Origin of the sequence: Pseudacidovorax sp. RU35E (assembly GCF_900156165.1) — a bacterium.
In the GTDB taxonomy this organism is placed as follows: Bacteria; Pseudomonadota; Gammaproteobacteria; order Burkholderiales; family Burkholderiaceae_C; genus Xenophilus.
On the sequence record NZ_FTMY01000009.1, the window covers coordinates 117,855 to 135,824 of the forward strand.

Genomic DNA, 17,970 nt, shown 5'->3' on the forward strand with positions numbered 1-17,970 from the left:
GCAACTCGTTGCATATCCCGGAGGCTCCTCATGAACACCCAGACCATCCTGCAGTCGCCCAAGCGGCTGGTGATCGCACTTGCTGCCGCAGGCGTGCTCGGCGCCGCAGCCGGCGGGGCCTACACCAGCGCCCATGCCTTGGGCTCCGCACCCCAGCCGCCGGTGGTGGCCGCCTCGCCCATGGTGGCGCCCATCGCCGCGCCCGACTTCTCGGTCATCACCGCCCAGCAGGGGCCGGCGGTGGTCAACATCAGCGTCTCGGGCATGACCAAGACGGCGCTGGACACCAGCGGCGATGACGACGACAGCGGCAGCGCGGCCATGCCGCCCGGCATGTCGCCGAACGATCCGTTCTACCAGTTCTTCCGCCAGTTCGGCGGCGTCCCCGGCCATCGCCAAGGGCCCCAGCGCTCGGTGCCGACCCGGGCCGAAGGCTCGGGCTTCATCCTGAGCCCGGACGGCATCATCCTGACCAATGCCCACGTGGTGGACGGCGCCAAGGAAGTGACGGTCAAGCTCACCGACCGCCGCGAGTACCGCGCCAAGGTGCTGGGCGCCGATCCCAAGACCGACGTGGCGGTGCTCAAGATCAATGCCAAGGACCTGCCCACGGTCAAGCTGGGCAGCCCCAAGGACCTGAAGGTGGGCGAATGGGTGCTGGCCATCGGCTCGCCCTTCGGCTTCGAGAACAGCGTGACGGCCGGCGTGGTCAGCGCCAAGGGCCGGTCGCTGCCCGACGACGGCTTCACGCCCTTCATCCAGACCGACGTGCCGATCAACCCCGGCAATTCGGGTGGCCCGCTGTTCAATGCGCGCGGCGAGGTGGTGGGCATCAACTCGCAGATCTACAGCCGCAGCGGCGGCTACCAGGGTGTCTCGTTCTCGATCCCGATCGACATCGCCATGCGCGTGAAGGACCAGATCGTCGCCACCGGCCATGCCGACCATGCCAAGCTGGGCGTGGCCGTGCAGGAGGTGAACCAGGCCTTTGCCGATTCCTTCAAGCTCGACAAGCCCCAGGGCGCGCTGGTTTCGAATGTGGAGAAGGGCGGGCCTGCCGACAAGGCCGGCCTGAAGTCGGGCGACGTGATCCTGAAGGTGGATGGCGAGCCCATCACGACCTCGGGCGATCTGCCGGCCATCATCGGCCAGAAGGCACCGGGCCAGAAGGCGCAGATCGAAATCTGGCGCGATGGCGGCGCGCGTGAGCTGACAGCCCAGCTCGGCAATGCTGGCGACAAGGCCAAGGTCGCCAAGGCCGAGGAGGCCGTCGGCAAGGGCAAGCTGGGTCTGGCGCTGCGTCCGCTGCAGCCGCAGGAGCAGAAGGAGGTCGGCACCAGCGGCGGCCTGCTGATCGAGGATGCGCGCGGTCCAGCGGCCAGTGCGGGCATCCAGCAGGGCGACGTGCTGCTGGCCATCAACGGCACGCCGGCCAAGAGCGTGGATCAGGTGCGCGAGGCGGTGGCCAAGGCCGACAAGTCGGTGGCGCTGTTGATCCAGCGCGGCGACGAGAAGATCTTCGTGCCGGTGAACATCGGCTGACGGCTGCGTGCCCCGCAGGGGCGCCGCCACCATCACGCCAAGCCGAGCGGTGCCGCATGCGCCGCTCGGCTTTTTTCACTCACGTCGCCCCGGCCGCAGCAGTCGCGCGAAACGCGACACCCGCAGAGTGGCCTGGGAGCGAGGCGTAGGACGATGCCGCGAACAGGCGATCGCGCGCACGGCCTCAGCTTCCCCTAAGTTGTGCATCGCAGCATGAACCCTCAATATTTCCCATCCCAACCTCGCATCGAAAGGAAGCACTGTGCAACTCAAGGACAAGGTCGCCTACATCACCGGCTCGGCCAGCGGCATCGGCAAGGAGATCGCGACGCTCTTCGCACAGGAAGGCGCCAAGATCGTGATCGCCGACCTCAACAAGCAGGCGGCTGATGCCGCCGCCGCCGAGATGAAGGCGACGGGGGCCGAGGCCATCGGCGTGGCGGTGGACGTCACCAACGAAGAGCAGGTCGATGCGTCGGTCGAAGAGGCCGTCAAGGCCTTCGGTGGCATCGACATCCTGGTCAGCAACGCCGGCATCCAGATCGTCCACCCAGTCGAGGAGTTCGGCTTTGCCGACTGGAAGAAGATGCTGGGCATCCACCTGGACGGCGCCTTCCTCACCACGCGCGCCTGTCTGAAGCACATGTACGCCCAGGGCCGCGGCGGCAGCGTGATCTACATGGGCTCGGTGCATTCCAAGGAGGCCTCGATGCTCAAGGCGCCCTATGTCACGGCCAAGCACGGGCTGATCGGCCTGGCCAAGACGGTCGCCAAGGAAGGCGCCAAGCACGGCGTGCGGGCCAACGTGATCTGCCCCGGCTTCGTGCGTACGCCGCTGGTGGAAAAGCAGATCCCGGAGCAGGCGAAGACGCTGGGCATCACCGAGGAAGAGGTGGTCAAGAACGTGATGCTCAAGGAGACGGTGGATGGCGAATTCACCACCACCGACGACGTGGCCCGCGTGGCGCTGCTCTTCGCCGCCTTCCCGAGCAATGCGCTGACCGGCCAGTCGCTGGTGGTCAGCCACGGCTGGTTCATGCAGTGAGCGTCATCGACCAGCGCTCGGCCACCAGCGGGCCGCTGCCGTAGCCCTCGTGCGGCTCGGTGGCGTCGAGCACGAATCCGCGCGCGGCATACAGGGCGCGGGCGGCTTCGAGGCAGCTGTGGGTCCACAGGATCATCTGGCGGTAGCCACGGGCGCGCGCGAAGGCGATGCATCCGTCGACCAGCTTGCCGCCCAGGCCCAGGCCGCGCGCCTCGGACTTCAGCACCAGCAGGCGCAGCTGCGCCACACCGGGGCTGTGGCGGATCAAGAACACGGAGCCGACGCGCTGGCCGTCCAGCTCGGCGATCCAGCCCTTCTCCCAGGCGGGGTCGGTGGCGCGCAGCCATTGGGCGGCGATGTCGGCGACGGCAGCCTCGAAGCGGCCGTCCCAGCCGTATTCGCGGGCGTAGACCTCGCCATGCTGCTGCACCACCCAGCCCAGGTCGCCCGGGGCCGGGTCGCGCAGCACGGCGGTGCGCAGCGGCGCGGGCGTGGCGTCGAACAGCGTCTCCACGCGTGCAAGGGCCCGGACCAGTTCGTCGCGCGCGGCCGGCGCGAGCGGCGCCAGCAAGTCGGCCGCGGCATCGCGCGAGCGCTGCTGCAGCGGCGCAAAGGCCGCATGGCCCGCCTCGGTGAGCGACAGCCGCTGCTGTCGCGCATCGCGCGCATCGGTGGCGCGCCCGAGCCAGCCCAGTGACTCGAAGCGCTTGAGCATGCGACTGAGGTAGCCCGCATCCAGGCTCAGCGCCTGCGCCAGCTCGCGGGCGGTCAGCCCGGGCCGATGCGCCAGCTCGTAAAGCACTCGCACCTCGGTCAGCGAGAGATCGCTGCCGAGGTAGGGCTCCAGCACGCCGATGCGCTGGGTGAAGAAGCGGTTGAAACGGCGCAGGGCCTTGACGGCCTCCACCGGAACGGCGGAGGCGGCGGGCGACGAAGCAGAAGCAGGCAGTTCAGGCATGTGTGCCATTGTCAACCAATAAAGTTGACTAAGGCAACTAAATCCGCTTCTGCTTTGCCTCGCGCGTCCTCAAAGCGCCTGCCTGTCCCCATCCGCCGCCAGCCGCTCGGCGCTGCGGCGGCCGAACAGCCAGAACAGCGCCGGCGTCAGGAAGGTGTCGAGCAGCGTGGCGCTCACCAGTCCCGAGAAGATCACCACCGCCACCGGATGCAGCACCTCGGTGCCCGGCCGCTCGGCCTCGAACAGCAGCGGCGCCAGCGCGAAGGCGGTCACCAGCGCCGTCATGAGCACCGGCGACAGCCGCTCCAGCGAGCCGCGCACGATCATGCGCGGCCCGAAGGACTCGCCCTCGAAGCGCATCAGGTTGACGTAGTGGCTCACCTTGAGGATGCCGTTGCGCACCGAGATGCCCGCCAGCGTGATGAAGCCCACCAGCGCCGCCACCGACAGCGGCTGCCCGGACAGCGCCAGGCCGGCCACGGCCCCCACCAGCGCCAGCGGGATGTTGGCCATGATGAGCGCCGACAGCACCGCCGAGCGGTAGCGGCTGTACAGCACCACGAACATCAGCGCCAGCGAGACCAGCGACAGCAGGCCGACCAGCCGCGAGGCTTCTTCCTGCGCCTGGAACTGTCCGCCCAGGGTGATGAAATAGCCGGCCGGTAGCCGGGTCTGCGCCACCACCGCGCGCATGTCCGTCACCACGTCGGACAGCGGCCGGCCCGAGGCATTGGCCGAGAGCACGATGCGCCGCCGGCCGTCGTCGCGGCTGACCTGGTTGGGGCCGTCGCCTTCCTCGATGGTGGCCAGGCGCGACAGCGGCACAGCGCCCAGGGGCGTGTCGATCAGCAGCCGGCCCAGGCCGTCGACCGAGCGCGCCGGCTCGGGCAGGCGCAGCACCAGCGCGAAGCGGCGGCCGTCCTCCACGATCTGCGACAGCTTCTCGCCCTCGACCATGCGTTCGAGTGTCTGCAGCACCTGCGGCGCGGGCACGCCGTACTGGGCGGCGCGGTCGTAGTCCACGCGCACCTTGATCTGCGGCGCCAGCACCTGCTTCTCGACCTCCAGGTCGGCCACGCCGGGGATGGCGGCCAGCCGCGCACGCAGCAACTCGGCCTGGCCGCGCAGCACGTCCAGGTCCTCGCCGAAGACCTTGATGGCGATCTGTGCCCGCACGCCAGAGAGCATGTGGTCGATGCGGTGCGAGATCGGCTGGCCGATGCCGATGGCCGCCGGCAGCGGGGCCAGGCGCTGGCGGATGTCGGCGGTGATGGCCGCCATGGGGCGCGTGAGTTCGCTGGCGGGCTTGAGGCCCACGTCCAGCTCGCTCACGTGCACGCCCTCGGCATGCTCGTCCAGCTCGGCCCGCCCGCTGCGGCGGCCGACGTGCGTCACCTCCGGCACCTGCCGCACCAGGCGCTCGGCCTGGCGGGCGAGCGCGCTGCTTTCCTCCAGCGTCACGCCCGGGTTCAGCCGCAGGCCAACGAGCAGCGTGCCCTCGTTGAAGGGCGGCAGAAAGGTGGTCGGGAAGAAAGGCACGGCCACGGTCGCGGCCGTCACCGCCACGGCCGCGGCGGCGACCGCGATGCGGGGCCGGCGCAGCACCGCCTCCAGCCCGCGCGCATAGCGGGACTTGAGCCAGGCCAGCAGCCGCGTGTCGCCATGCTCCAGCCGCTTCATGCGCGGCAGCAGCCAGTAGCTCAGCACCGGCGTCACCGTCACCGACACCAGCAGCGAGGCCAGCGTGGAGACGATGAAGGCGATGCCCAGCGGCACGAAGAGCCGGCCTTCCAGCCCTGGCAGCGCGAACAGCGGCACGAAGACCAGCACGATGATCACCGTGGCATAGAGGATGGCCGAGCGCACCTCCATCGAGGCGCGCGTGACCACCGTGAGCACGCCCAGCCGCTCGGCCTCGGGCCGGGCGCGGTTCTCCTTCAGGCGCCGCATGATGTTCTCCACGTCCACCACCGCGTCGTCCACCAGCCCGCCGATGGCGATGGCCAGGCCGCCCAGGGTCATGGTGTTGATCGACAGCCCGAAGGAGCGGAACACCAGCGCCGTCGCCAGGATGGAGACCGGAATGGCCACCAGCGCGATCAGCGTGGGCCGCAGCGTGCCCAGGAAGAAGAACAGGATCAGCGCCACGAACACCGCCGCGCCCACCAGCTTGCCCTGCAGCGTGTCGATGGAGGCCTCGATGAAGCTGGCCTGGCGGAAGGTGACGCGCGGCTTTTCCATGCCGGGCGGCAGTGCGGCGGCCAGGCCGTCGAGTGCGGACTCGATCTGCCGCGTGAGCGCGATGGTGTCGGCCGCCGGCTGCTTCTGCACGCCCAGGATGACGGCGGGCCGGCCTTCGAAGCCGGCGTCGCCGCGGCGGATGGCGGGCGCGAAGTCCACCTGCGCCACCTGCTGCAGCAGGATCGGCTGGCCGTTGCGCGCGCCCAGCGCCAGGCGGCGCAGGTCGTCCAGCCGCGCGGTGCGGCCCAGGTGGCGGATCAGGTACTCGCGGCCGTTGAGCGACAGGAAGCCGCCCGAGGTGTTGGCCGCGAAGCCGCGCAGCGCGCTGGCCAGCGACTCGGCCGAGATGCCCAACTGCGCCAAGCGCGCCGCATCGGGCTGCACCTGGAACTGCCGCACCTCGCCGCCGATGGGAATGACCTGCGCCACGCCCGGCACCGACATCAGCCGCGGGCGCAGCACCCAGTCCGCGTACTCGCGCACGGCCATCGGCGAGATTCTTTGGGGATCGACCGGAATCGCGATCTGCATGATCTCGCCCATCACCGAGCTGACCGGGCCCATGCGCGGCACGGTGCCGGCGGGCAGGCCTTCTTCCATGGCCGACACGCGTTCGGACACCAGCTGCCGGGCGCGGAAGATCTCGGTGCGCCAGTCGAAGGTCACGTACAGGAAGGACAGGCCGGCCGAAGACACCGAGCGCACCGTCTCCACGCTGGGCAGGCCGCTCATGGCGGTTTCCAGCGGGAAGGTGATGAGCTGCTCCACCTCTTCGGGGGCCATGCCGCCGGCTTCGGTCATGACCGTCACCGTGGGCTTGTTGAGGTCGGGGAACACGTCCACCGGCGTGCGCGTCAGCGTGTACGCGCCATAGGCCATCGCCGCGAGGGCGAGCACGATCACCAGCAGCCGGTTGCCCAGGCTGCGTTCGAGGAGCCACTTGAACATGGTGGGTGCGGCCTCAGCGGATCTGGTTGATGAGCGTGGCGCCGTCGGTGACGACGCGCTCGCCGGGCGCGACGCCCGACGTCAGGGCCACGCGCACGCCGTCCAGCGGCGCGGTGGTGACGGTGCGCGGCGCGAAGCGCTCCGGCGCCGTCTTGACCCAGACGATGGTCTCGTTGGCGGCGTTGCGCATCAGCGCGGCACGCGGCACGGCGATGGCCTCGTGCGTGCTGCGGCTGTGCACCTGCAGCCGCACCGGCTGGCCCACCGCCAGCGTCGACAACGCGGCGCCCTGGGCGCGGAAGGCCAGCGGCAGGGCCTGGTCGCGCAGCGCGCGGGCGGCGCCGACGAACTGCAGCGGCACCTGCGTGCCGCCGACGGCCAACGAGGCGCCGCCGATGTCGCTGGTGAGCGCCGGGTCGTAGGCCAGGGCCTCGATGCGCAGGCGCGCCGGGTCGACGATCTCGAACACCAGCTCGCGCGCATCGACCACCTGGCCGGCGACCACGGACGAGGACGCGATGACGCCCGAGGCCGGCGCGACCAGCGCATCGCGGCCCGACAGGCCGGCGCCGATGGCCCCGGCCCGCTCGCGGGCGGCGGCCACTTCGCTCTCGAGCGCCTCGATCTCCTTGCGGGGCACGGTGTCGGCCAGCTCGCGCAGGCGCGCCAAGCGCTTTTCGGCCAGCGTTCCGGCGGCCCGCAGTTCGGCCAGCTGGGCGGCCTGCGTTGCCCGCTCCAGCGGTGCGGCAGCGGGCTGCACCCAGGCCAGCACCTCGCCCTTGCGCACGGCCTGGCCAGGCTCGGGCAGTCCGCGCGGGCCGGGCTCGATGCGGCCGGCGATCAGGGCCTGCACCTTGCCGCCACTTTGCGGATCGCTGACCACGCGGCCATCGAGTTCGATGCTGCGCGGCAGGACGGCGACGGTGGTCACGACGGTGCGCACCGCCAGCTGGCGCTGGCTGGGCTTGGGCAGGAAGACGCTGCCGTCCGGCTGGCGCTGCGGGCCGTTGGCCGCGGCGGCCGGCGGTGCGCCGCCGTGGTCGTGGCCGGCGTCGGCCAGGGCGCTCGTCGGCAGTGCCAGGGCGAACAGGAGGGCGAGCGTGGCAGTGAGCTGCCGCGGGGCAGAAGAAGGAAGGCGGTTCATGCGGCGGCTCCGGTGGCGGGACGGCGGCGCAGCAGCCAGGCGACTGCGGCGGCGAGGACGAGGGCGAGGGCGGCGAGGGCCGCGGCGGCCCAGGGCAGCAGGCGCCGCCAGGCTGGAGTGGCGTTGGCGTCGTGGCCGTGGCCATCGGCGGCCTCGATGTGCCATTCGCCGCGCAGCTCGTCGCGCGCGTCGCCAACGCTCAGGCGGGCGATCAGCGGCAGCTCGCCGGTGGCCTCGGCCGTGGCCTCGTCCAGTTCGACTTCGTACGTGCCTTCGCCGTGCGGCTCGGCGACGAAATCCTTCTCGCCGATCCGCAGTTCGAGGCGGGCGTCGTTCACGGGCTGGTTGTCGGCATGGCGGTCCAGGTAGAGCGCGAGTTCATGGCCCTGCCGCACGCCGACCAGTTCGAAGGCCTCGGATTCGAGGGCGAAGCGGGGCAGGGCGGCTGTGGCCGGCGCGGCGGGCGCCGCGTCGTGGCTGTGGCCTTCGTCGGCCAGGGCAGTGGGCAGGAAGACGGCGGCGGCCAGGGCCAGCGCGGTGCCTGCGAGGAATTGGAAGTTCATGGGAGGGTTGGGTGTCGGGTTGTCATTCGGGCAGCAGGCCCAGGGCCTGGCGCCATTGCGAGACGGCGGCCGCCAGCTCGATGCGGCTGGCGGCCAGCTGGCGGGCGGCGTCGCCGGCTTCCTGCGTGGTGCGCAGGCGCGTGGGCAGGTCGGATTCGCCGAGCCGGAAGGACTTCTCGATCAGGCCGAGGGTCTGGCTGGCGAGGGCGTCGCGTTCCTCGGCGGCGGCCAGGCGGATGCGGGCCGCGTCCACGCGGGCCCGGGCGGCCTGCTGTTCGGCGGCCAAGCGGCCTTCCTCCAGCCGCCACTGCGCTTCCAGCTCGAGGGCCTCGGCCAATGCCGTGGCCTGGCGGGCCTCCTGCCGCGCGCTTGCGCCGAAGGGAATGCGCAGGCCCACATTGAGCGTGCTGCGCGCCGCCTCGTCGGCACTGCCGCGCTCGCGGGTGGTGCCCAGGGTCAGCTCCGGGTTGCCGGCGCCCTGGCGGGCGGCCAGCTCGGCCTGGGCGCGGGCGATGGCGAGACGCTGGGTGAGTTCGGCCAGCGCGGGGTGCGTGGCAGTGGGCGCCCCGGGCTCAGCGCGCGGCTCGGGTTCTGCCTCGGCGCCGACGTCATCGACCAGGCGCGCAGGCCCGGCATTGGCCCCGGCGTTGCCGCCGGTCAGCGCCTCCCAGCGGAGCGCGGCTTCGACCGCCGCACGGGCCGCCTCAGCCTGCGCCGCGCGGGCCGCGGCCACCGTGCCCTGTGCCTGCAGCAGGTCGCTGCGCGCCAGGTCGCCCGCGCGCCAGCGGCGCTCCACATCCGCAGCCAGCGTGCGGGCATGGGCCAGCTGGGCATCGGCCACCTGCTGCTCGACGCGGGCGCGGGCCCAGGGCCACCAGGCCTCGCGCAGCGCGCCGGCCAGCCGCAGCCGTGCTGTCTGCTCGCGCAGGGACACGGCGGCCGCTTCGGCCGCGGCCACGGCCTGACCGCGGCTGCGCTCGCCCGGTCGCCAGAGCGGAATGGCCAGGCCTGCCTCCCATTCGCGCTGGCCGTCGTTGGCGTTGGCGCGGTCGGTGCGGTGGGTGAGTTCGAGCGCCATCGGCTCGGGCGTCCAGGCTGACGCGGCGCGCTGGCCGGCCTCGGCCGCCTGCTGGCGCGCCGCCAGCGCCCGGGCTTCGGGCTGGCGCGCCCAGGCCTCGTCGAAGGCCTGGCGCAGCGGACCGGGTGCCGTCGGGGCGGCGGGTGTCGGCGGCGCCGGCGGTTGGGCCAGCGCCCAGGGCGCCAGCAGGAGCCCGAGCGTCAGCGCAAGTCGCGGCCGCCAGGCAGGATGGGGCCGGGGCGACGAGCGCCGCGGCCGAAGGGGTGTGAAAGGCATTCCAGTTCTCCAAGGCAAATCGATGTGCGAGGGAGACCGGCAGGCCGCACGCACCCCCGGCGGGGGCGCGCGCATGCAGCGCGTCGCTGGCGCGCCAGGCGCGTCAGGCGGAGGGGAAGGGGGTGAAGCTGCAGGCCTTGCCGGTCAGGCAAGGCCGGGCCACTGGGGCCGTTCGGGCGGGGCCAGCGCGCGCACCGCCAGCGGAGCAGCGGCGCCTTCGCGCAGTTCGGCCTTGGGAATGGCCGGGGCCCCGGGCGCGATCGCGGTGGCCAGCGCGACGCAGTGCGCGTGGCAGTGGCCGCAGTCCAGATGGCCCAGCGCGGGCGGCGTGCCCGGCTCGTCGTCGTTGTCGGCGACGTCGAAATGCTGGTGCTCGTGGTGGCCCAGGTGCGTCATGCCGCCGGCCTCGTGCTGGCAGTAGGCCTTCAGCGCAGCAACGCTGAACTGAAGCGGCATCAAGACCAGCAGGAGGATGAAGAAAAGGCGGCGCACGACGGGCGCGGATTCTAGGTGTGGCCGGTGTCCCGCTCGCGCGGCTTCCCTTCGGGATGAGGGGAGAAGGCCCCCGCCCTTAAAATCGCTGCCTTCTTTCCGCCCGGGCGCCAGCGCGGTTCCCGAACGCAGCATCACAGCGCAGCGCCGCCCTCCCGCGCCGCCGGATCCACCCCACGCATGAACGCACCCGTCGACGTCTCCTTCTTTGCGCGCGCCGCCAAGCCGATCACCAGCTACCGCAAGTACTGGGCGCAGCGCTTCGGCACGGCGAAGTTCCTGCCGACCTCGCGCGAGGAGATGGCCGCCCTGGGCTGGGACAGCTGCGACATCATCGTGGTGACCGGCGACGCCTATGTGGACCACCCGAGCTTCGGCATGTCCGTCATCGGCCGGGTGCTGGAGGCGCAGGGCTTTCGCGTGGGCATCATCGCCCAGCCCGACTGGCAGAGTGCCGAGCCCTTCCGCGCGCTGGGCAAGCCCAACCTGTTCTGGGGCGTGACCAGCGGCAACATGGATTCGATGATCAACCGGTACACCGCCGACCGGAAGATCCGCAGCGACGATGCCTACACCCCCGGCGATGTCGGCGGCAAGCGCCCCGACCGCGCCGCCATCGTCTACAGCCAGCGCTGCCGCGAGGCCTTTCCGGAGGTGCCCATCGTGCTCGGCGGCATCGAAGGCAGCCTGCGCCGCATCGCCCACTACGACTACTGGAGCGACAAGGTCCGCCGCTCGATCGTGGTGGACAGCAAGTGCGACCTGCTGCTGTACGGCAACGCCGAGCGCGCCATCGTCGAGGTGGCTCACCGTCTGGCCGCGCGCGAGCCGGTGCAGCAGATCACCGACGTGCGTGGCACCGCCTTCGTGCGCCGCGAGACGCCGGAGGGCTGGTTCGAGCTGGACTCCACCGAGGTCGACCAGCCCGGCCGCGTCGATGCGCACCTGAACCCCTACCTGATGGTGTCGGAGCAGGCCAAGGCGCAAGGGCAGACCTGCGCGCGCGAGGACGAAGCGAATGCGGTGGCCGACGAGGCCAACGGTCAGGCGGGGGCCGCGACCATCGCCCAGGCTGCTGCTGTCAAGCCCATCACCTTCATCGCCAACCCCGCCGTCCGCCTCAAGGCCCCGGCGCGCGAGAAGACCGTGATCCGCCTGCCCAGCTACGAGCAGGTCAAGGCCGACCCGATCCTCTACGCCCACGCCAACCGCGTGCTGCACCTGGAGACCAACCCCGGCAACGCCCGCGCCCTGGTCCAGGCCCACGGCGAGGGCACCACCGCCCGCGACGTATGGATCAACCCGCCGCCCATCCCGCTGACCACGGCCGAGATGGACTACGTGTTCGACCTGCCCTACGCTCGCAGCCCGCATCCGCGCTATGCGGACGAGCAGGGCCGCCACGACGGCGCCACCAAGATCCCGGCCTGGGAGATGATCCGCTTCAGCGTGAACATCATGCGCGGCTGCTTCGGCGGCTGCACCTTCTGCTCCATCACCGAGCACGAGGGCCGCATCATCCAGAGCCGCAGCGAGGACTCGATCATTCGCGAGGTCGAGGACATCCGCGACAAGGTCGAGGGCTTCACCGGCGTCATCTCCGACCTGGGCGGCCCCACCGCCAACATGTATCGCCTGGGCTGCCGCAGCCCCGAGATCGAGGCCGCCTGCCGCAAGCCCAGCTGCGTGTATCCCGGCATCTGCCCGAACCTCACCACCGACCACGGCCCGCTGATCCAGATCTACCGCCGGGCGCGGGCGCTGCGCGGCATCAAGAAGATCCTGATCGGCTCGGGCCTGCGCTACGACCTGGCCGTGAAGTCGCCCGAGTACGTCAAGGAGCTGGTGCAGCACCACGTCGGCGGCTACCTCAAGATCGCGCCCGAGCACACCGAGGAGGGCCCGCTCTCCAAGATGATGAAGCCCGGCATCGGCAGCTACGACCGCTTCAAGAGCCTGTTCGAGAAGTTCAGCGCCGAGGCGGGCAAGAAGCAGTACCTCATCCCGTACTTCATCGCGGCCCACCCGGGCACCCGCGACGAGGACATGATGAATCTGGCGCTGTGGCTCAAGAAGAACGGCTTCCGCGCCGACCAGGTGCAGACCTTCTACCCCAGCCCCATGGCCACCGCCACGGCCATGTACCACTCGGGCCGCAACACGCTCACCAAGGTACGCCGCAGCATGCGCGACGAGGCCGAGGAGTCGGTGGACATCGTGCGCGGCGAGAAGCGCCGCCGCCTGCACAAGGCCTTCCTGCGCTACCACGACCCCAACAACTGGCCGCTGCTGCGCGAGGCCCTCAAGGCCATGGGCCGCGCCGACCTGATCGGCAACGGCAAGCACCACCTGATCCCGACCTTCCAGCCGGCGACCGATGGCGGCTACCAGAGCGCGCGGCGCAAGAACTCGACGCCTGCGCCGTCGGCCGCGGTGCCGTCCAGCGCCCGCCGCGTGGGCGCCGCGCCGCGGCCGGGCACCGTGCTGACGCAGCACACGGGCCTGCCGCCGCGGGAGACGGGCAGCCGCCCCCTGGCGGGCAAGGGGGCCGGCAAGCCGAGTGCGCCGCGCGGCCCCGGCGCGTCGCAAGCGCCTCGGGCACCGCGCCGACCGCGCTGATCGCGGGCCCTCCGCATCGCCGCATCGGCGATAACGTGGCGCGCTGCAGGGCTGGCTCTGTGCTGCAATGGCTCGCATGGCCTCCGCCGCCCTCAGCCTCGACCACCTGCGCCTTTACGCCGTCGCGCGCTCGCTGTTCACGCCGACCACGCTGCCGGCCGCCATCCGGCGGCTGGGGTTCGTGCAGGCGGACCCGATCCGCGCGCCCGCCCGCGCACAGGACCTGACGCTGCGCCACCGCGTCGCCGACTACCGCGCCGGCGACCTGGAAGCGCGCTACCCGCGGCTGCAGATCGACGAGGACTGCCTTGTCAACTACGGCTTCCTGCCACGCGAGCACTTGGCGCTGGTGCATCCGCGCGAGCCGAGACGCCCCTGGGACGCCGAGGCCCAGCGCAAGGCGGATGACGTGCTGGCCTTCGTGCGCGAGCGCCGCATCGCGCATCCGCGCGACGTGGAACTGCACTTCGCTCACGGAAGGCGGCAAAACGCCTGGGGCGGCGGCGGCAACCTGGCCACCCACTTGCTCGACGGCCTCCACTACCGCGGCCTGCTGCGCGTGAAGCGCCGCGACAGTGGCACGCGCGTCTATGAGATCGCGGCACACCCGCCCGCCGACGAAAGCCCTGCCGGCCGCGCCCGTCGGGCTGCGGGCCTCATCGACCTGGTGGTGCGCAAGTACGCGCCGCTGCCGGCGTCCAGCCTGACCTACCTTGTGCGCCTGCTCGGCTATGGCGCGCCGCACCTGAGCGCGCACACGCAGATCGCGCTGCGCCTCGCGCGTGAGCATCTCGCCAGCGCCACCCTCGACGGCACGACGTGGTACTGGCCAGCCGACGAGAACCCGCGTTCACGTCGGTGGGTCGTGGACGACCAGTTGCGCCTGCTCGCCCCGTTCGACCCCATCGTCTGGGACCGCCGCCGCTTCACGCTGTTGTGGGGCTGGACGTATAAGTTCGAGGCCTACACGCCGCCGGCGCAGCGGCAGTTCGGGTATTACGCATTGCCGATGTTGTGGGGCGATCGGGTGGTCGGATGGGCGAATGTGGCGGGACAGGCGGCGAGCGGCGTGCCGATCGTGGGCTACGCCGATGCAGCCGCGGCCCGGGATCGGACCGCATCGACGCTGCTGGAAGAGGAAATGACGCGCCTTCACGGATTCCTGGTTCCGCGCTGAGCGCGCTGGCTCACGGACCTGCTGGCGGCGACGGCCTTCAGGACCTCGGGGCCTGAATCCGTCGGTCCGTCGGCGTGTCGCGGAGATGCCGTGCCGCCCCCACCGTCCTCACCACCGCCGACAGCAACGACCGAAACCACACATGCCCCGGCGCCGGCTGCGTGCGCCCATGCCACAGCTGGTAGAAGCGCATCGGCGGAAAGTCCACCGGCGCGGGCACGATGGCCAGGGGCAGCAGGCCGGCGTAGTACTGCGCAAAGTGCCGGCTGGTGGTGAAGATCAGGTCGGTGCCGGGCAGCAGGTGCGGCGCCAGGCCGAAGTAGGGCACCGTGACGGTGCCGGTGCGGCTCATGCGCTGTGAGGCGAGGGCGGTCTCGACCACGCCGCGCTGGGTCACGCTGTAGAGCAGCGGCACCACGTGCGAGCCCTGCAGGTAGTCGGCCAGCGTCATGCGTGCGGCGCAGGGGTGGCGTTCGTCGACCAGGCAGACGATCTCGTCCTCCAGCAAGAGCGTGGTGCGCAGGTGTTCCGGCGGCTGCGGCCAGTTGCCGATGACCACATCCAGTTCGCCTTCGGCCAGCGCGGCCTCGAAGTCGTAGTCGGGGCCAAGCGGCTGCAACGCCAGCCTGGCCGCGGGTGCGGTCTCGCGCATGTACTGCGCCACGGCGGCCATCAGCGGCGGGGCCAGGTAGTCCGGCGTGCCGATGCGGAACACCTGCCGCGTGGTGGCCGGGTCGAAGCTGGATTCGGGCGCGAGCAGCGCATCCAGCTCGCCCAGCACCAGCCGCACCGACGCATGCAGCTGCATCGCCCGCTCGGTGGGCACCATGCGCTGCTTGTCCTTGATGAGCAGCGGGTCGCCGAATACCTCGCGCAGACGCTTGAGGGCGCTGCTGATCGCGGGCTGCGACTGGTTCATGCGCGCGGCGGTGCGCGAGACGCTGCGCTCCGCCATCAAGGTGTGGAAGACGCGCAGCAGGTAGGTGTCGAAAGGGTCGTCGGGTCGGGACATGCGATGCTGGGTTGCACCGCCTTGGTGCCTCGCCCTCGGAATGACGGGTCGCTGGCGCCATTCGGCTGATACGGTGCATTCCTTCTTGGCAATTGGCGTGCCGGAGAACGCTTCGAACAATGCGGGCATTCCCATTGCTTGCGGCCTTCACCATGTCCGAATTCTTTCTTCCTACACGCGGATCGACCCTGCCGCGCCTGAGCCGACGCGGCGCATTGCGCCTGATGGCCGCGGGGGCGGCGGCCGGCGCCCTGCCTGCCTTCGCCCAGTGGCCCGAGCGGCCGATCAAGATCGTCGTCACCTTTGCACCCGGTGGCGCCAGCGACATCCTGGCACGCGTGGTGGCCGAACAGCTGGGCCGCAAGCTCGGCCAGCCGGTGGTGGTGGACAACCGCCCCGGTGCGGGCGGCACCATCGGCGGCCAGGTGGTGGCCACGGCGGCGCCGGATGGCTACACGCTGATGCTCTCCAACACCACGCCGATTGCGCTGGGCCCCTTCACGCTGGACAAGCAGCCCTACGACCCGGTCGCCGCCTTCAGCCATGTGGCCTACCTGGGCTCGGCGCCGCTGGTGGTCATGGCGAGCAAGGAGTCCGGCATCAAGAGCTGGGCCGATCTGGAGGCGCGCGCCAAGAAGGACGGGCGGCTGGACTTCGGCTCCGGCGGCCCGGGCTCGGTCGGCCACATCCATGGTGAGCTGATCAAGCGCGTGACGGGCGCCAACATGGTGCATGTGCCCTACCGCGGCGGCGCGCCCATGACGACCGACCTGCTGGCCAACATCGTGCCCGTGGGCATCGACGTGATCACGGCCTACGTGCAGTACTTCAAGACCGGCCAGCTGGTGCCGCTGGCCGTCACCGGCACCACCCGCTCGCCGCTGATGCCCGAGGTGCCCACCATGGTCGAACTGGGCCAGCCCAAGCTGGTGCTGGAGAACTTCTTCGGCATCTCCGGCCCGGCCAGGTTGCCGGCCGAGACGAGCGCCCGCCTGCACGACGCGACCAACGCGGTGCTGGCCATGCCCGAAGTGCAGAAGAAGATGGTCGACCTGGGCATCGTGGCCCAGCCCGAGAGCACCGCGCGCTTCGAAGGCTTCGTGCGCGACCAAGTGGCGGTGCTGGGACCGACGGTGAAGGGCGCGGGCATCAAGCTCTGAGCGTGGGCGGGGGCCGCCGCGGGCGGCCCCACAATCCGCAGCTTTGCCCCAGGAGCTGCGATGACCGATTCCGCCATGCCCGTGCTCGGGCTGATCGTGCCGCCCGCCGCTGGCGAGGTGCCGCCCGAAGGCCCGGCGCTGTACGACGGCCGCGCACGCTTCCTCGCCCGCGGCCTCGCACTGGCGGGCATCCATCCCGAAGGCTTCGACGAGGTGGAAGGGCGTATCGTCGACCTGGCCCGCGAGCTGAAGGCAGCAGGCGCGCAGGCCGTCTCGCTCATGGGCACCTCGCTCAGCTTCTATCGCGGCGCCGCCTTCACCGAGGATCTCCGTGCCCGGATGGCGGCCGCGACCGGTCTGCCGTGCACGACCATGAGTCATGCCATCGTGCGCAGCCTGCGCCAACTGGGCATGCGTCGGGTGGCGGTGGCCACGGCCTACATCGACACGCTCAACGACCGGCTCGCCGCCTACCTGGAAGCCGAGGGCTTCGAGGTCACGGCCATCCGCGGCCTGTCGATGACGGGCGTCGAGGCGGTCGGTCAGGTCGATGCCGGGACGCTCGCCCAGCTCGCCCGCAGCGTCAGCGCTGAAGGGCAGCCGGACGGCCTGCTCATCTCCTGCGGCGGCCTGCGCACGCTGGACCTGCATCCGCGCCTGGAGCGCGAACTGGGCCTGCCCGTCACCTCCAGTTCGCCGGCCGGCTTCTGGGACCTGATGCGAACCGCCGGCCTGGATGCCGCATCGCCCGGCCACGGCCGCCTCTTCGATGCCTGAGGGCCTTCAGCTGGACCTGGCCACGCTGCGCGTCGTGGTCACGGCGGCCGAGCTGGGCTCGATCAGCGCCGCGAGCGACCGGCTGAACCTGGCCATCGCCGCCGCCAGCGCCCGCATCAGCGCGCTGGAGGAATCGCTGGGCCTGCGCATCTTCGAGCGCTCATCGCGCGGCGTACGGCTCACGCCGGCGGGTCAGATGCTGGTGCGCCGCGGGCGCGAGTTGCTGGCCGATGCCGACCGCCTGTCGCTCGACCTTCACGACCATGCCCGCGGCCTGCAGGGTCATGTGCGCCTGGCGGCCAACACCTCGGCGCTGGTGGAGGTGATGCCCGCCCACCTGCAGCACATGGCCCGCGCCCATCCGCTGATCCGCATCGACGTGGAAGAGCATGGCAGCCTCGACATTCCGCTGCTGCTGCTCGAAGGCCGCGCCGACCTGGGCATCGTGCACATGGCGCATGCGCCGCACGGCATCGCGCTGACCGACTGCTTCGTCGACACGCTGGTGCTGGTGGTGCCGCAGGGGCACGCACTGGCCATGCGCGAGGCCGCGGCGCTGGCGGATGCGCTGGATGAGGACTTCATCTCCCTGGGCGACGGCACCGCACTCTCCAGCCGGCTGGCCGCCGCCGCGTCGGTGGCGGGCCGCCTGCTCAAGATCCGCATGCAGATGCGCAGCTTCGACGTGGTCTGCCGCATGGTGGCCGGCGGCCTGGGTGTGGCGGTGCTGCCGCGCGAGGCCGTCGCGCCGCAGCTGGCCAGCCTGCCGATCCGGGCCGTGCCGCTGACGGACGCCTGGGCCGTGCGCACGCACCGCATCGCCGTGCGCGAGGGCGTGGAGCTGGCGCCGCCCGCGCGCACGCTGTTCGACGTGCTGGCCGGCCGCGCGCCGCGCCCCGCGTAAACCCTCGTCTTCGCGGATCGCGAAAGCGGCCTTC

Annotated in this window: 14 protein-coding genes; 7 read left to right on the forward strand and 7 right to left on the reverse strand. The window is 71.4% G+C overall.

The genetic code is table 11. The features are described from left to right. The first annotated feature begins 30 nt into the window (after positions 1-30). Both BXA03_RS17265 and BXA03_RS17270 read left to right on the forward strand, forming a co-directional pair. On the forward strand, positions 31-1,542 hold the full coding sequence (locus BXA03_RS17265; RefSeq protein WP_076510092.1) for a DegQ family serine endoprotease: 1,512 nt from the start codon (positions 31-33) through the stop codon (positions 1,540-1,542). Positions 1,543-1,804: 262 nt separating this feature from the next. Next, positions 1,805-2,587, forward strand: a complete 783-nt coding sequence (locus tag BXA03_RS17270; RefSeq protein ID WP_076510094.1) for a 3-hydroxybutyrate dehydrogenase — start codon at positions 1,805-1,807, stop codon at positions 2,585-2,587. Here BXA03_RS17270 and BXA03_RS17275 read toward each other — a convergent pair. The 6 genes from BXA03_RS17275 to BXA03_RS17300 form a co-directional block, all read right to left on the reverse strand. After that, positions 2,577-3,545, reverse strand: coding sequence for a bifunctional helix-turn-helix transcriptional regulator/GNAT family N-acetyltransferase (locus BXA03_RS17275; RefSeq protein WP_076510096.1), 969 nt, complete (start codon positions 3,543-3,545; stop codon positions 2,577-2,579). The genes BXA03_RS17270 and BXA03_RS17275 overlap by 11 nt on opposite strands. A gap of 69 nt (positions 3,546-3,614) precedes the next feature. Beyond that, the gene (locus BXA03_RS17280) at positions 3,615-6,734 is read right to left on the reverse strand and encodes an efflux RND transporter permease subunit (protein WP_076510098.1); all 3,120 of its coding nucleotides are present in this window, start codon (positions 6,732-6,734) and stop codon (positions 3,615-3,617) included. Positions 6,735-6,747: 13 nt separating this feature from the next. Beyond that, positions 6,748-7,878 (reverse strand): efflux RND transporter periplasmic adaptor subunit, encoded by a 1,131-nt coding sequence (locus tag BXA03_RS17285; protein WP_076510100.1) that lies wholly within the window; start codon positions 7,876-7,878, stop codon positions 6,748-6,750. Further along, positions 7,875-8,441, reverse strand: a complete 567-nt coding sequence (locus BXA03_RS17290) for a hypothetical protein (RefSeq protein ID WP_076510102.1) — start codon at positions 8,439-8,441, stop codon at positions 7,875-7,877. The genes BXA03_RS17285 and BXA03_RS17290 overlap by 4 nt, the downstream gene beginning before the upstream one ends. 22 nt (positions 8,442-8,463) lie before the next feature. Beyond that, the gene (locus BXA03_RS17295; RefSeq protein ID WP_076510104.1) at positions 8,464-9,795 is read right to left on the reverse strand and encodes a TolC family protein; all 1,332 of its coding nucleotides are present in this window, start codon (positions 9,793-9,795) and stop codon (positions 8,464-8,466) included. Positions 9,796-9,939: 144 nt separating this feature from the next. After that, complete coding sequence (locus BXA03_RS17300; protein ID WP_076510106.1) at positions 9,940-10,287, reverse strand: hypothetical protein; 348 nt, start codon at positions 10,285-10,287, stop codon at positions 9,940-9,942. A gap of 180 nt (positions 10,288-10,467) precedes the next feature. Here BXA03_RS17300 and BXA03_RS17305 point away from each other — a divergent pair, with 180 nt between their 5' ends. Together BXA03_RS17305 and BXA03_RS17310 are read left to right on the forward strand one after the other, a co-directional pair. Beyond that, the gene (locus tag BXA03_RS17305) at positions 10,468-12,906 is read left to right on the forward strand and encodes a YgiQ family radical SAM protein (RefSeq protein WP_076510108.1); all 2,439 of its coding nucleotides are present in this window, start codon (positions 10,468-10,470) and stop codon (positions 12,904-12,906) included. Positions 12,907-12,982: 76 nt separating this feature from the next. After that, the gene (locus BXA03_RS17310; protein WP_076510110.1) at positions 12,983-14,083 is read left to right on the forward strand and encodes a DNA glycosylase AlkZ-like family protein; all 1,101 of its coding nucleotides are present in this window, start codon (positions 12,983-12,985) and stop codon (positions 14,081-14,083) included. 37 nt (positions 14,084-14,120) lie between these two features. Here the strand turns inward: BXA03_RS17310 and BXA03_RS17315 are convergent, their stop codons facing one another. Further along, entirely contained in the window at positions 14,121-15,095 is a 975-nt protein-coding gene (locus tag BXA03_RS17315) for a LysR family transcriptional regulator (protein WP_076510112.1), read from the reverse strand. A 152-nt stretch (positions 15,096-15,247) separates the two neighbouring features. On the opposite strand from BXA03_RS17315, the gene BXA03_RS17320 reads away from it, so the two are divergent. The 3 genes from BXA03_RS17320 to BXA03_RS17330 are packed head-to-tail and all read left to right on the forward strand — an operon-like array spanning position 15,248 to position 17,936. Further along, positions 15,248-16,255, forward strand: a complete 1,008-nt coding sequence (locus BXA03_RS17320) for a Bug family tripartite tricarboxylate transporter substrate binding protein (protein WP_076510425.1) — start codon at positions 15,248-15,250, stop codon at positions 16,253-16,255. A 60-nt stretch (positions 16,256-16,315) separates the two neighbouring features. Then, complete coding sequence (locus tag BXA03_RS17325) at positions 16,316-17,032, forward strand: arylmalonate decarboxylase (protein WP_076510114.1); 717 nt, start codon at positions 16,316-16,318, stop codon at positions 17,030-17,032. Continuing rightward, on the forward strand, positions 17,025-17,936 hold the full coding sequence (locus tag BXA03_RS17330) for a LysR substrate-binding domain-containing protein (RefSeq protein WP_159444729.1): 912 nt from the start codon (positions 17,025-17,027) through the stop codon (positions 17,934-17,936). The genes BXA03_RS17325 and BXA03_RS17330 overlap by 8 nt, the downstream gene beginning before the upstream one ends. Positions 17,937-17,970 lie beyond the last annotated feature (34 nt).